This is a genomic window from Mesorhizobium sp. M1E.F.Ca.ET.063.01.1.1 (assembly GCF_003998155.1).
In the GTDB taxonomy this organism is placed as follows: Bacteria; Pseudomonadota; Alphaproteobacteria; order Rhizobiales; family Rhizobiaceae; genus Mesorhizobium.
Genome location: NZ_RZSC01000100.1, coordinates 1 through 12,967 on the forward strand (window position 1 = coordinate 1; position 12,967 = coordinate 12,967).

General features: G+C 64.3%; 15 protein-coding genes. 9 read left to right on the forward strand and 6 right to left on the reverse strand.

Features of this window, described 5'->3' with window-relative positions; genetic code table 11:
* Positions 1-188 precede the first annotated feature (188 nt).
* From EOA29_RS10675 to EOA29_RS10685, 3 genes are all read right to left on the reverse strand, one after another.
* Positions 189-413, reverse strand: a complete 225-nt coding sequence (locus EOA29_RS10675) for a hypothetical protein (RefSeq protein WP_126094569.1) — start codon at positions 411-413, stop codon at positions 189-191.
* A gap of 135 nt (positions 414-548) precedes the next feature.
* A complete protein-coding gene (locus EOA29_RS10680; RefSeq protein WP_126094570.1) occupies positions 549-1,178 on the reverse strand; it encodes a glutathione S-transferase family protein in 630 nt (209 codons plus the stop codon).
* Positions 1,179-1,240: 62 nt separating this feature from the next.
* Complete coding sequence (locus EOA29_RS10685) at positions 1,241-1,456, reverse strand: hypothetical protein (protein WP_126094571.1); 216 nt, start codon at positions 1,454-1,456, stop codon at positions 1,241-1,243.
* Positions 1,457-1,785: 329 nt separating this feature from the next.
* Here EOA29_RS10685 and EOA29_RS10690 point away from each other — a divergent pair, with 329 nt between their 5' ends.
* On the forward strand, positions 1,786-2,319 hold the full coding sequence (locus tag EOA29_RS10690; protein WP_126094572.1) for an Hsp20/alpha crystallin family protein: 534 nt from the start codon (positions 1,786-1,788) through the stop codon (positions 2,317-2,319).
* A gap of 46 nt (positions 2,320-2,365) precedes the next feature.
* On the opposite strand, the gene EOA29_RS10695 is transcribed toward EOA29_RS10690, so the two are convergent.
* Together EOA29_RS10695 and EOA29_RS10700 are read right to left on the reverse strand one after the other, a co-directional pair.
* Positions 2,366-3,466 (reverse strand): NAD(P)/FAD-dependent oxidoreductase, encoded by a 1,101-nt coding sequence (locus EOA29_RS10695; RefSeq protein ID WP_126094573.1) that lies wholly within the window; start codon positions 3,464-3,466, stop codon positions 2,366-2,368.
* A gap of 330 nt (positions 3,467-3,796) precedes the next feature.
* Positions 3,797-4,030, reverse strand: coding sequence for a hypothetical protein (locus tag EOA29_RS10700; RefSeq protein ID WP_126094574.1), 234 nt, complete (start codon positions 4,028-4,030; stop codon positions 3,797-3,799).
* A gap of 187 nt (positions 4,031-4,217) precedes the next feature.
* Between EOA29_RS10700 and EOA29_RS10705 the strand changes: the two genes are divergently transcribed.
* The 7 genes from EOA29_RS10705 to EOA29_RS10735 all read left to right on the forward strand — a co-directional run bounded on the left by EOA29_RS10705 (position 4,218) and on the right by EOA29_RS10735 (position 11,726).
* Entirely contained in the window at positions 4,218-4,817 is a 600-nt protein-coding gene (locus EOA29_RS10705; protein WP_126094575.1) for a DUF922 domain-containing protein, read from the forward strand.
* 470 nt (positions 4,818-5,287) lie between these two features.
* Positions 5,288-6,364 carry a sn-glycerol-3-phosphate ABC transporter ATP-binding protein UgpC gene (ugpC, locus tag EOA29_RS10710; protein WP_126094576.1) on the forward strand — a complete coding sequence of 359 codons (1,077 nt, stop codon included), beginning with the start codon at positions 5,288-5,290 and terminating at the stop codon, positions 6,362-6,364.
* A 36-nt stretch (positions 6,365-6,400) separates the two neighbouring features.
* A complete protein-coding gene (locus EOA29_RS10715) occupies positions 6,401-7,726 on the forward strand; it encodes an ABC transporter substrate-binding protein (RefSeq protein WP_126094577.1) in 1,326 nt (441 codons plus the stop codon).
* A 101-nt stretch (positions 7,727-7,827) separates the two neighbouring features.
* Positions 7,828-8,766 (forward strand): sugar ABC transporter permease, encoded by a 939-nt coding sequence (locus tag EOA29_RS10720; RefSeq protein WP_126094578.1) that lies wholly within the window; start codon positions 7,828-7,830, stop codon positions 8,764-8,766.
* A gap of 1 nt (position 8,767) precedes the next feature.
* Positions 8,768-9,661 carry a carbohydrate ABC transporter permease gene (locus tag EOA29_RS10725; protein ID WP_126094579.1) on the forward strand — a complete coding sequence of 298 codons (894 nt, stop codon included), beginning with the start codon at positions 8,768-8,770 and terminating at the stop codon, positions 9,659-9,661.
* A 250-nt stretch (positions 9,662-9,911) separates the two neighbouring features.
* The gene (locus EOA29_RS10730; RefSeq protein WP_126094580.1) at positions 9,912-10,139 is read left to right on the forward strand and encodes a hypothetical protein; all 228 of its coding nucleotides are present in this window, start codon (positions 9,912-9,914) and stop codon (positions 10,137-10,139) included.
* Positions 10,140-10,202: 63 nt separating this feature from the next.
* Complete coding sequence (locus EOA29_RS10735; RefSeq protein WP_126094581.1) at positions 10,203-11,726, forward strand: winged helix-turn-helix domain-containing protein; 1,524 nt, start codon at positions 10,203-10,205, stop codon at positions 11,724-11,726.
* A gap of 14 nt (positions 11,727-11,740) precedes the next feature.
* On the opposite strand, the gene EOA29_RS10740 is transcribed toward EOA29_RS10735, so the two are convergent.
* On the reverse strand, positions 11,741-12,160 hold the full coding sequence (locus EOA29_RS10740; protein WP_126094582.1) for a VOC family protein: 420 nt from the start codon (positions 12,158-12,160) through the stop codon (positions 11,741-11,743).
* A gap of 296 nt (positions 12,161-12,456) precedes the next feature.
* Between EOA29_RS10740 and EOA29_RS10745 the strand changes: the two genes are divergently transcribed.
* On the forward strand, positions 12,457-12,967 hold a 511-nt coding region (locus EOA29_RS10745), incomplete at its 3' end, for an MFS transporter (RefSeq protein WP_127220883.1).

Here is a 12,967-nt window from a genome sequence, read left to right on the forward strand (position 1 = left end):
ATATCGTGCCGATCCCCGGCACGAAGCGGCGGATTTACCTGGAGGAGAATGTCGCGGCGGCCGACATCAAGCTCGACGCCACCGAGATGCTGGGGCTGGACATGGCGCTGACGCCGGACAAAGTGTCGGGGCCGAGGTATAACGAGCGGACGATGTCGATGGTGGACCGGTAGGGTCACCGACCTGCCTCACTTCTCCCTGCAATCCGGCAACGCCTCCATTGCCTTCCTGGCCTCGCCCTCGCTGGCGTATTTCTTCTTGCCGAGATCGATGACCAGCGTCCCGTCGGGCTTCTTCGGCACGATCTCGCACTGCTTCGAGACGGCATCCCTGGCGACCCAGTATTCGGCCGCCATGGCAGGCAGGCCGACAATGCCGGCGGCGAGGATGGCGATAGCGATGGCGCGAACCATTTCCGGTCTCCATTGCTTGCGTTGGAAAGCAGGCCGGAACTGCCGACGCTTTGCATAGAAGGCGCCGGCACACTGCTTTTCGGAAACGCCCTGCCCCGACTTCCGTTCCGGGAACTTCGTCGAAGCGCGCTTCGCTCAACCGCCCGAATGCGGGTCGATGCTATAAGGATGCACCGGATAGCCCGGGCCGATCGCCTCGCTCACTCGGCCGATCCAGGCGCTCACCGCCGGATAATCGGCGAGAGAGAAACCGCAATCCTCGGCGCGGTGGCTGTAGGCATAGACGGCGACGTCGGCGATTGTGAGCGAGCTGCCAACCAGGAACGGCATGTCCTGCAGGCTGCGCTCGAGTGCCGCCAGCGCGCGGGCGCCTGCCTCGCGCTTGCCGGGAGCAATCGCCTTGTTGCGCTCCAGCCGCCCGGTCAGCGTCCAGAAGCGCAGCGAGCCGATGACCGGCTCGACGTAATACTGCTCGAAGAACAGCCATTGCATGACCTTGGCGCGCGCAAGGCGGTCCGCCGGCAGGTAGGGCGTGCCCTCCGCGACGCAGGCGAGGATCGCGTTGGACTCGGCGATCGCCTCACCATTCTCGACCGCCAGCACCGGAACGGCGCCCGCCGGATTGAGCTTGAGGAACGCGTCCGTGCGGCTTTCGCCCTCGAAGATCGACACCTGCCGGGTTTCGTAGGCAATGCCGAGCAGTCCCAGCAGGACACGCACCTTCCAGGCGTTTTGCGATGGCAGGTAGTCGTAGAGCGTAAGCATGGCTGGGTCCCCCGATTGACTGGGACTGGTTTCGCATGCGGCGGTCAGGGGCGCCACCCGATTCATGCGGCGATCCGCAGGCTCCGAGGCTCCAAGATCTCGATCAGCCTCGCCACTCGAGCGCCCGGCATACGGCGGCCTTCATTGACCAGCGCCTCGTCGACGCCGATCCAGGCGAACGCATCGCGGAGTTCGCCAAGGCTGGCGCCGGTCAGCGCGATGGCGGCGATGACGGTGCGTCCACCGCCCAGCACTGAAATGATGTCCTCGCGTGTCATGGCTGGCCCCACACCGCCCCATGCAAGGGCGGGCCTTTGAACGACAACGAGGCCCGGCATGCGGCCGGCTTCCCGGTTCCATGATCAAATCTGCCGGCAGACGGAACGTGGGTCTTGACTTCGATCAGACAACTTCCACATCGACACTTGCCGGTCGCCTGAGGGGACCGGCAACGCCGCCGGCTTGCCGGCCGCGACTTGCTGGCCACGATTTTCTGGCCATTTGGGCACGGACCCGATGCGACGGCGCGGCTCGACTTGAGAGTCACACGATCCCAGGCCGGGACATTCAACGACATCCTGACGCGACCAGATGAGGAGGAAATGCAATGGCAATCCGTGATCTCATTCCCTGGGGCCGGGAGGGCAGCCAGCTCTCCGACATATATCGCGATCTCCATCGTGGAGGCGACCCCTTCATGATGCTGCATCGGGAAATGAACCGCCTGTTCGACGACGCCATGCGTGGCTTCGAAACGCGCATGCCGTCGTTTGGCGGGGCCTATGCCGGGCAAGCCTGGCCAAGTGTGGAAATCTCCGACAGCGAGACGGAGATCCACGTGACCGCCGAGATTCCCGGCATGGAGGAAAAGGACATCGAGGTGCTGCTCGAGGACGGCGTGCTGACGCTGCGCGGCGAGAAGCGCGCCGAGACCGAGGACAAGGGCAAGCAATTCTCCGAACGCTTCTATGGCCGTTTCGAGCGGCGCATCCCGATCGGCTACGAAGTCGAGGAAGACAAGGTCCACGCCAGCTTCCGCAACGGCGTGCTCACCGTAGCGCTGCCCAAGACCAAGCGCGCCCAGACCAAGGCCAAGCGTATCGCCGTCAACGAAGGCAAGGCCAGCAGCGCGAAGCATTGAGGGCCTGGCGCCCCCCTCCTCCCTTGTGGGGAAAGGGGGCGCACTTTCACCCCCGCTTCTTGATATCAGCGGCCACAGCCTGCGCCTCGATGCCGATCTCGCGCAGCAGGCCGGTGACCGGGTTGTGGAAGCCGACGAGATAGACGCCGAGGTCGGCCGCTCGCGGATTGACGCCGCTCTTTGCCGGCCGCAGCTCCGCAGGCAGGAAGCCGTCATAGCCCGGGCGGTAGCCGGTGGCGAAAATCACCGCGTCGAATTTTGTCTCCCGCCCGTCGCTGAATTTCGCGCCATTCTCGGTGAAGCGTATGATGTCGGGGAGGATGCCTATCTTGCCCGCCTTGATCGCCGCCACCGTACCGACATCGATCACCGGAATGCGCCCGGCGTCGATCTGCGCAAGAATGCCGGTCTTCGGCCGCACGATGCCGTACTTCTCCAGCCTGCCCAAAGCCAGGTCGAGGATTTTTGGGAACATCCAGTCGTTCAGCGCCTGCGGCATCGGCCGGCTGGCGATGCCCACCATCTGGATCGGCACGCCGAAGAGCTGGCGCGGAACGATGTGGACGCCCTTGCGCACCGAGATCGTCGGCCGCGCGCCGGACTCGGCCAGATCGAGCGCGATCTCGGCGCCCGTATTGCCCATGCCGATGACCAGCACGCTCCGACCGACATAGGGCGCGGCCTCGGTGTAGGCGGCGCTGTGCAGCACCTCGCCCTTGAACGCCTCGATGCCTGGGAAGCCCGGCACGATGGGCTCGGCATTGTTGCCGGTGGCGACGACGATCTTGCGGGCCCTGATCTCGCCGGCGTCGGTGTCGACCAGGAACCTTGCACCCTCGCAGCGGATCGATTTCACGGTGACGCCGAAGCGCGGCTCGAGGCCGAAATGCTGCGCGTAGGCATCGAGATAGGCGACCACTTTTTCGCGCGGGACGTAGCGGGGGTGGCTTTTCGGGAACGGCACGAAAGGCAGTGACGAAAAGGATTTCACCGTGTGCAGGTGCAGGCGCCGGTAGTGCCGCCGCCAGGCCGGCGCCACCTCGCTGGCCTTTTCGAGGATGGTGAAATCCACCCCCGCCTGTTTCAGGCAGGCGCCGACGGCCAGCCCCGCCGGCCCCGCGCCGACAATGACGACATTGGTGTCCATGCTCCCCTCCTCGCGCAGGCCATATCAGGCTATGCCGGGAGGTGTGGAAGGGACAAGTGGGGAGAAACACCTATCCCTCCAACCCGTTGGCGATTGGCGAACGCGACCGCGACATCCGACCCGCCCCCTTGTGGGGGAGATGTCCGGTCCAGCCTTCGCAGCTGCAGCGCAGCTGCTGCGGAGGACGGGCAGGACAGAGGGGGGCGCTGTCCCGCCAGCCTCAAGGCCTCTGCCAAGCAAATCCCCTCTCTTGCGATTTCTAGCACTTAGCTCCGCTAAAATGTTGAAATCGCTTCTCCCCTACAAGGGGGGAGATACGGCGTCGGCTCCCTACTCCACTCCGCCGGGCGCTTCGGGCTCGTCCTCGGGCGGCTCCAGGATCTCGATCAGTTTTGCCACGCGCGCGCCGGGCATCGCGCGACCCTCGTTCATCAGCGCTTCGTCGGCGCCGATCCAGGCGAAAGCCTCGCGCAGTTCCTCGAGGCTGGCGCCGGTGAGCGCGATATCGGCGATCACGGTCTCGTCGACCGGGCCAAGCACCGAAATGATCTCGTTGCGGGTCATCCTGCCCTCCCCGTGGATCGAGGCGATGGCATAGAAACGGGGGACGGCGGCGGTGGGTTCCGACGATCAATGTTGAGACGTCGGCAGGACAGAGGGTGGCGCGAAGGAGCGCCAGCGGCGGCTAGCTTTGCGCTCGCCGCCGACAATCGCTATGCACGAAGCCCCGCCCGGAATCCCACCGAGTCCCATGAAGCCAGCCATCCTGCTTTCCGCCCTCCTCCTCTCCACCCCAGCCCTCGCCGACTGGAAGCCGGTCGAGAAGATCGAGACTTATGCGATCTCGGGCCAGACGCCGGAGGCGCTCTATGTCTCGATCGGCGAGAAAGGCCCGGTGATCGGCAAGGACAGCGCGGGTACCGAGCGGCGGGTCATCGCGCACACCAATTTCAAACTGACGTGGCAGCGGGACTACCAACCGCAGGGCGGTGCCTGCGTGCTGAAGACGGCGCGGCCGAAGCTGATCATCACCTACACGCTGCCCAAGCCCGCCGGGAAGCTTCCACCTGCCGTGCAGGCGCGCTGGGATTCCTTCGCCGCCGGGCTCGCCGCGCATGAGAAGGTGCACGGCGCCGGCATCGTCGACATGGTGGACAAGATCGTCGCCTTCAGCGTCGGCCTCACCGTCGCCGACGACCCCGGCTGCACCAAGATCAGGGCCGAGCTGACGCAATATCTCGACCAGCTTTCCAAGGCCCAGCGCCAGGCCGGCCGCGACTTCGACAAGGTCGAGTTCGGACCCGGCGGAAACCTGCAGAAGCTGATCGCGGGATTCCTGATCGGCGGGTGAGAAGGACCAAGCAGCGGTTGTGCGGTTCCCTGCCCGTAGCGAGCAGAGCCACAATGGAAAGCACCGACCCGGCAATTCCCTCACCTTGGACGCATGGCGGCCAATCCCACTCCGCCGGAACGTGCGGATTTTCCCGGGCAGGTTGAAATCCAATATCTTAGTATTCTCTAATGTTTATTGGCCGCTATTCGACGAATTGATCGGCGGCGATTCGGCACGGCCCGGTTCGACATCCCCTCAAGGCTGGTGCCGCTCATCTGTCCTCAGCGACGAAAGTATAAGCCTGCGCGCCGCCGCTTTACAGGCAGGTTTGGTAGCGCTACCGTTTCACAGTCGCGTGACCCGGGGGGAGCTGGGGCAAACGTCGCCGACTTCAGTGGTGGACTGCCGACTTGCCGGCATCCGTTTCAACCACACCTGATAGAAACGGCTCCCCGCGAGGCTTCGCAGGGACCATCGGGAGGAGTTCGATGGCGTCTGTCGCGATTGGCGATGTCTACAAATCGTTTGGAGCCACCGAGATCCTGCATGGCGTCAGCGTCGGCATAGACGACGGCGAGTTCGTCACGCTTGTCGGGCCTTCCGGCTGCGGAAAATCAACGCTTCTCAGGATGATTGCCGGCCTGGAAAAAATCTCGCGCGGCCATATCTCGATCGGCAGCCGTATCGTCAACGACGTTGCGCCAAAGGAGCGCGACGTGGCCATGGTCTTCCAGAACTACGCGCTCTATCCGCACATGACGGTTGCCGAGAACATGGCGTTCTCGCTCATGCTCAAGGGTGTCCCCAAGGCTGAAAGCGATGCCGGGGTGAAGCGGGCGGCCGAAATCCTCGGGCTGGTGCCGCTTCTGTCGCGCTATCCGCGCCAGCTTTCAGGCGGCCAGCGCCAGCGCGTCGCCATGGGCCGCGCCATCGTGCGCAATCCGCAGGTGTTCCTGTTCGACGAGCCGCTCAGCAACCTCGACGCCAAGCTGAGGGTTCAGATGCGCGCGGAGATCAAGGAGCTGCACCAGCGGCTGAAGACCACCACCATCTACGTCACCCACGACCAGATCGAGGCCATGACCATGGCCGACAAGATCGTCGTCATGCATGACGGCGTCGTCGAGCAGATCGGGCCGCCGCTGGAGCTCTACGACCGGCCGAACAACCTGTTCGTCGCGAGCTTCATCGGCTCGCCCGCCATGAACCTGCTCAAGGGCACATTCGTAGCCGATGGCGCGCCGTCCTTCCAGGCCGCGGGCGGCATTTCCGTGCCTTTGCCGAAACCACCCTCGATCGGCAACGGCGAAGCCATCGTGCTCGGAGTACGGCCCGAGCATTTGCGGCTGGCCGACGATGGCATTCCGGTGACCGTGGCGGTGATCGAGCCGACCGGCTCGGAAGTGCAGGTCATCGGCCGGACGGCAGGCGGCGAGGACATCGTCGCCAATTTCCGCGAGCGCCATTCCTTCACGCCGGGAGAGACCATTCGGCTGTCGGTCGAGCCTGGCCCCATCCATCTGTTTCACGGCGAAACCGGCAGGCGGATCGAAGCAGCGCGATAAAGCCACGCAACGAGGAACAAACAGGAGGAGACGAGCATGAAATTCACCAGACGCGACGTGATTCGCACGACCGCCGGCGCGGCCGCCGGTGCCTTGGGCAGCCGCTTCATCGGTTCGAGCGCCTTCGCCCAGGAGGGCCTGAAATACAAGCCGGAGGACGGCGCGAAGCTCAGGCTGCTGCGCTGGTCGCCTTTCGTGCAGGGCGATGAGGACCAGTGGCTGAAGAATTCGAAGCGGTTCACCGAAGCGACGGGCGTGGAGGTCCGTGTCGACAAGGAGAGCTGGGAAGACATCCGTCCGAAGGCCGCTGTCGCCGCCAATGTCGGTTCCGGCCCGGACCTGATGTTCGTCTGGTTCGACGACCCCCACCAATATCCCGACAAGCTGCTCGACGTGACGGAACTGGGCGACTATCTCGGCAAGAAGTATGGCGGCTGGTACGACGGCCCGAAACAGTATGCGACGCGCGAGGGCAAGTTCCTCGGCCTGCCGCTCGCCACCATCGGCAACGCCATCGTCTATCGCGAAAGCTGGGTGAAGGAGGCTGGCTTCTCCGAATTCCCGAAGGACACGGCCGGCTTTCTCGAGCTTTGCAAGGCGCTGAAGGCGAAAGGCCATCCGGCCGGCTTCACGCATGGCCACGGCGTCGGTGACGGCAACAATTACGCGCATTGGCTACTGTGGAGCCATGGCGGGCAGATGGTCGACGAAACCGGCAAGGTGACGATCAACAGCCCCGAGACGCTCAAGGCGATCCAGTATGCGCAGGAGCTCTACAAGACCTTCATTCCCGGCACCGAAAGCTGGCTCGACGTGAACAACAACCGCGCCTTCCTGGCCGGCGAAGTGAGCGTGATCGCCAACGGCATTTCGGTCTACAACACCGCCAAGGTCAACAAGGACAAGGATCCGAAACTGACCGAAATCGCCAAGGACATGCGCACCACCAACCTGCCGATCGGTCCGGTCGGGAAATCGGTCGAGCTGTTCCAGGTGACCACGGCCGTGATCTTCAACTACACCCCCTACCCCAATGCGGCCAAAGCCTATCTGCAGTTCATGTTCGAGGACCCGCAGATGCCGGACTGGATCACGTCGTCGGCCGCGTATTGCTGCCAGACGCTGAAGGCTTTCGAGAACAATCCGGTGTGGAAGGCCGACCCGAACAATGCGGCTTACGCGAAAGCCTCGGCGACACTGCGCCCCAACGGCTATGCCGGGCCGCTCGGCTATGCCTCCGCCGCGACCATGGCCGACTATGTGCTGGTGGACATGTTCGCCAAGGCGGTAACAGGCCAGGCCACGCCGCAGGAAGCGATGGAAGAGGCCGAAAAGCGCGCCAACCGCTACTATCGCGTCTGATCCTGTTCGACCTGAGCCGGGGTGGCCGCCTGTCGTCCGGAGGCATTCGGAACGAAGAGCCGCCCCGGCCGCTCCATCAGACTTCATAGGGAACCCACGCCATGGCCGTGCCATCCGTTGCCGTTCAGCGACCTCCGTCGATCCTGTCGCGGCTCGCCGAGAGCCGGAACGCTCTTGGCCTCGGCTTCATGCTGCCGGCGGCGGCGCTGCTCCTGGTGTTTCTCACCTATCCACTCGGGCTCGGTGTCTGGCTCGGCTTCACCGATGCCCGTATCGGCCGTCCCGGCATCTTCATAGGCATCGAGAACTATCAATATCTGTGGAGCGACGGCGTCTTCTGGCTCTCCGTCTTCAACACCCTGCTCTACACGATAAGCGCATCGATCCTGAAGTTCGTGCTCGGCCTGTGGCTCGCTCTCATTCTCAACGAGAACTTGCCCTTCAAATCGTTCTTCCGCGCGATCGTCCTGCTGCCTTGGGTGGTGCCCACGGTGCTGTCGGCCATCGCCTTTTGGTGGATCTACGATTCGCAGTTCTCGATCCTGTCCTGGGCGCTGCAGCAGATGGGCCTGATCGACCATCGCATCAATTTCCTCGGCGACCCGACCAATGCGCGCGCTTCCGTCATCGCGGCCAATGTCTGGCGCGGCATTCCGTTCGTCGCCATCACGCTGCTTGCCGGCCTGCAGACCATTCCCCAATCGCTTTACGAGGCCGCCACGCTCGACGGCGCCAGCCGCTGGCAGCTGTTCCGCCATGTGACGCTGCCGCTGCTGACGCCGATCATCGCCATCACCATGACCTTTTCGGTGCTGTTCACCTTCACCGATTTCCAGCTGATCTATGTGCTGACCCGCGGCGGGCCAGTGAACGCCACCCACCTGATGGCGACTTTGTCCTTCCAGCGCGGCATTTCCGGCGGCCAGCTTGGCGAGGGCGCGGCGATCGCGGTCGCCATGATCCCCTTCCTGCTGGCGGCGATCCTGTTCAGCTATTTCGGCCTGCAACGGCGCAGGTGGCAGCAAGGCGGCGGAGACTGACATGGCGGCGATCAAGGAAGTCGAGCACCTGGACGCCGACGAAGGCGGCATGGGCTACCTGCAGAGCCTGCCGCGGCGGGTGGTGACGGTCTATCTGCCGCTGCTGGTGTTTCTGATCGTGCTGCTGTTTCCGTTCTACTGGATGACGATCACGGCGGTTAAACCCAATGTCGAGATGACCGACTATGTGAACTACAATCCGTTCTGGGTGGTGCATCCGACATTGGAGCACATACGCTACCTGCTCTTCGAGACGTCCTATCCAGGCTGGCTGCTCAACACCGTCATCATCTCGACCGCCGCCACCTTCCTGTCGCTGGCGGCCGCGGTGCTCGCAGCCTATGCGATCGAAAGGCTGCGGTTCTCGGGGGCGCGGCAGGTTGGGCTTGCCGTCTTCCTCGCCTATCTCGTGCCGCCTTCGATCCTGTTCATCCCGCTGTCGGTGATGGTGTTCAACCTCGGTCTCTACGACACGCCGTTCGCGCTGATCCTCACCTACCCGACCTTCCTGATCCCGTTCTGCACCTGGCTCTTGATGGGCTATTTCCGCTCGATCCCGTTCGAGCTGGAGGAATGCGCGCTCATCGATGGAGCAACCCGCTGGCAGATCCTGACCAAGATCGTGCTGCCGCTGTCGGTCCCGGGCCTGATCTCGGCCGGCATCTTCGCCTTCACGCTCTCCTGGAACGAATTCATCTATGCGCTGACCTTCATCCAATCGTCCGAGAAGAAGACGGTGCCGGTGGGAGTGCTCACCGAGCTGGTCCGCTCCGACGTCTACGAATGGGGAGCGCTGATGGCGGGGGCGCTGATCGGCTCGCTGCCGGTGGTCGTGCTCTATTCCTTCTTCGTCGAGCACTATGTTTCCTCGATGACGGGCGCGGTGAAGGAATAAGCGCCGCCCCGGCATCGGCTTTGCCGCGTCGCGGATGCCGCAGCGACGTCGGGATTGTTGACGGGATAGCCCGCTATGCGGCACGGCCTGCGTATGCCCGCCAGCCGCGAACCGGATGCGGCGATGGAATTCAGCAAAATATCAGCTGCCGTTCAGGACAAAGAAGCCCTGTCGCGGCGATGCTTTCGCAGACAGCCCGATGAGCGATCTGCGACGAGCACCGCTGCCGTTGGCTACCTGGAGGTGGATCATGCATATCAACGCCGACGCGCCTTTCCAGTCCGCCCAGCTGGCACGAGAGGAAATGCTTCGTTTCCTATCGACCGGTTTTGCCGGCCCATGCTGCGGCGAGAGCAACGAGATGCTGAGCTACCTCGAACGGGTGGCGTCCAGCGACAAAGCCCCGGCCACCGAGCCGACCCGACCAAGGTTTCGCCTTCGCGGCCTCTTTTCAGGCTTGAACTTGTTTCCAGCTTGACCTTGCCGACATTTGTCATTCCCATGAACGGCGCGCGATGAAGCGCGGCGATGGGGCAAGAGCTTGGCGCTACGGATCGGCGGCGCGGTGCTCGATCTCGACCGGGGTACGCTCCGGCGTGACGGCGAGATCGTGCCGGTCCGGCCAAAAACCCTGGAGCTGCTGGCCTATCTGACGCGCAATCCCGATCGGGTTCTGAGCAAGGAAGAGTTGCTGCAGGCGGTCTGGCCGGGAATTATCGTCTCGGAGGACTCGCTTACCCAATCGATCCACGACGCGCGCAAATCGATCGGCGACGAGGCGCAGGCACTGATCCGCACCGTGCCGCGCCGGGGCTACCTGTTCCAGGCGCCGGGGAACGAGGCGGTGCCACCGCCCGCCGGCGCCGCGGCTGCCGCCCGGGCGGAGCCGATGGTGGCCGTCCTGCCCTTCCGTGTCGATCCGGCCGACAGCACCGCCAAGGCATTGTTCGACGGCGCGGTCGAGGAAATCACCAACGCGCTCTCCTGCTTCAAGACCGTCGCCGTGCTGGCGCGTCATTCCGCATTTGCTCTGGCCGAGCACTCACGCGAAGACATCCGCGCGACCGCCGAGCGCCTCGGGGCCGACTATGTCGCCGAAGGCAGCGTCGAGACCGTCGGAGCGGACTACAGCGCGCGCGTGGTGCTTACCGAGACGGCGTCCGGCCGGCGCGTCTGGGGGCAGAGCTTCACCTTCCCCAAGGGCGAAATCTTCGCCTTCCAGATGATGGTGGCGCAGCGGATCGTGACGGCGCTGGTCGCCAACATCGAAAGCGCGGTGATGCGGCGGGGTCTTCCCGCGCCCGCCGCCAATGTCGAGGCCTATCTGCATTTCCTGCGCGGGAAGGAATTGCTGCGCAGCTATGGCGAGGGCGTGAACCAGGAGGCGCGCGCGCATTTCCTGAAGGCGATCGAGCGCGATCCAGGCTATGGGCTGGCGCACGCCTACCTTGCGCTCGCCGAGGTGATCATCGGCGGCTATGCCGATGCGCCGCGCGCCGTGCTCGACCAGGCGCGTGATCGCGCACTTCATGCCATCGCGCTCAGCCCCGACGAGGCGCGGTGCCACCGCATTCTTGCATTGACCCTGCTTTATCGCGGCCGTGACGAGTACGACGCCGCCGAAAGGCATTTCGCCCGCGCGCTCGATCTCAATCCCTATGACGCCGACACGCTGGCCCAGACCGGCCATTTCCGGGCGTTGCGCGGCGATGGTGAAGCCGGCCTGGCCCTGCTCGACAAGGCCGTCCAGCTCAATCCCATGCATCCGACCTGGTACTATTACGATCGCGGCGAAGCCCTGCTGGCCGTCGGCCGATACCGGGAAGCGGCCGCTTCCTTCTCCTGCCTGCCCCGCAAGAGCGCCTGGCAATGGGCGCGGCTGGCCGCATGCCATGCATTTGCCGGCGACCACGAAAAGGCGCTGGCCTGCGTCAGGGAAGGTCGTGCCCTGGAACCCGACCTCACCATCGCCCAGATCGTCCGAGAAATGCGCATGAAACGCCTAGAAGACCGCGAACGACTCCGTCGCGGGCTCGAACTCGCCGGCTGGGACACGGCCATCTGAGCCGGTCGCCCTTCCTAAAAGCTGATTTCCACCGCCGCCGCGCTCCGCTTCGCCTCGCCATGGAACACGGCCTCGATATTGTTGCCGTCGGGGTCGAGCAGGAAGCAGGCGTAGTAGCCGGGGTGGTAGCGGCGCTCGCCCGGCGCGCCGTTGTCCTTGCCGCCGGCTGCGAGCCCGGCGTGATAGAACGCGTCGACCATTGCGCGGTCCTTCGCCTGGAAGGCGAGATGGTGGCGGCCGGTCAGCACGCCGAGGGCCGCGCGGCTGTCGGCGCTGGAGATGAAAAGCTCGTCCGCCCAAAAATAATCCTCCGCCTCGCCGCCGACCGGGATGCCCAGCACCTCGAACAGCGCGCCGTAGAAACGCCGGCTCGCCTTGAGGTCGCGCACCACGAGCTGGATGTGGTCGATGAGCCGGCCGCGGTAGAGTTGCATGAGGTGACGCCTCCTGGGTTGAGAGGGCTCAATGTAGAAGGGGCGGGAGCGCGGTCAATGTGGGGCGCCACTGACTGCTGACATGTTGAGACGCTAGCGGGACAGCGCCCCCCTCTGGTCTGCCGGCCATCTCCCCACAAGGGGGGAGATAGGCACTCCAAAAAAATCCGGATAAAAAATGCAACCAGATTGTAGGATCGGTGTCGCCTGCGGCGTCCTTCGGACGCAAGCGGCGCGATGAACCTGGAAAAACCGTGCCGCATCAAACAGGATGCCTTACGGCATGGGAGAAAACCATGAAGCTTTCCTATCGTTGGGTCATCGTCGCGGCTGGCGCGTTGATGACTTGTGTGGCGCTCGGCGCGATGTTCTCGCTGGCGATCTTTCTCGAGCCAATGTCGCTCGACACCGGCTGGTCGCGCGCCGGCATTTCCAGCGCCATGACGCTGAATTTCCTGGTGATGGGCGTCGGCGGCTTCGCCTGGGGCGCGATCTATGACCGCTTCGGCGCCAGGCCCGTCGTGCTTGCCGGCGCGGTGCTGCTCGGCCTGGCATTGGTGGTGGCAAGCCGCGCCAACTCGCTGCTGGTCTTCCAGTTGAGCTACGGCGTGATCGTCGGGCTCGCGGCCAGCGCCTTCTTCGCGCCGATGATCGCGCTCACCACCGCCTGGTTCGACACCAACCGCAGCCTCGCCGTGTCGCTGGTCTCGGCCGGCATGGGAGTAGCGCCGATGACCATCTCGCCCTTCGCGCGCTGGCTGATCTCTGCCTATGACTGGCGCACGGCGATGTTCGACATCGGCGTCA

Coding starts and splice junctions, on each gene's coding strand:
- EOA29_RS10675 (WP_126094569.1), bottom strand. CDS start 413: ATGGTTCGCGCCATCGCTATCGCCATCCTCGCCGCCGGCATTGTCGGC.
- EOA29_RS10680 (WP_126094570.1), bottom strand. CDS start 1,178: ATGCTTACGCTCTACGACTACCTGCCATCGCAAAACGCCTGGAAGGTG.
- EOA29_RS10685 (WP_126094571.1), bottom strand. CDS start 1,456: ATGACACGCGAGGACATCATTTCAGTGCTGGGCGGTGGACGCACCGTC.
- EOA29_RS10690 (WP_126094572.1), top strand. CDS start 1,786: ATGGCAATCCGTGATCTCATTCCCTGGGGCCGGGAGGGCAGCCAGCTC.
- EOA29_RS10695 (WP_126094573.1), bottom strand. CDS start 3,466: ATGGACACCAATGTCGTCATTGTCGGCGCGGGGCCGGCGGGGCTGGCC.
- EOA29_RS10700 (WP_126094574.1), bottom strand. CDS start 4,030: ATGACCCGCAACGAGATCATTTCGGTGCTTGGCCCGGTCGACGAGACC.
- EOA29_RS10705 (WP_126094575.1), top strand. CDS start 4,218: ATGAAGCCAGCCATCCTGCTTTCCGCCCTCCTCCTCTCCACCCCAGCC.
- ugpC (WP_126094576.1), top strand. CDS start 5,288: ATGGCGTCTGTCGCGATTGGCGATGTCTACAAATCGTTTGGAGCCACC.
- EOA29_RS10715 (WP_126094577.1), top strand. CDS start 6,401: ATGAAATTCACCAGACGCGACGTGATTCGCACGACCGCCGGCGCGGCC.
- EOA29_RS10720 (WP_126094578.1), top strand. CDS start 7,828: ATGGCCGTGCCATCCGTTGCCGTTCAGCGACCTCCGTCGATCCTGTCG.
- EOA29_RS10725 (WP_126094579.1), top strand. CDS start 8,768: ATGGCGGCGATCAAGGAAGTCGAGCACCTGGACGCCGACGAAGGCGGC.
- EOA29_RS10730 (WP_126094580.1), top strand. CDS start 9,912: ATGCATATCAACGCCGACGCGCCTTTCCAGTCCGCCCAGCTGGCACGA.
- EOA29_RS10740 (WP_126094582.1), bottom strand. CDS start 12,160: ATGCAACTCTACCGCGGCCGGCTCATCGACCACATCCAGCTCGTGGTG.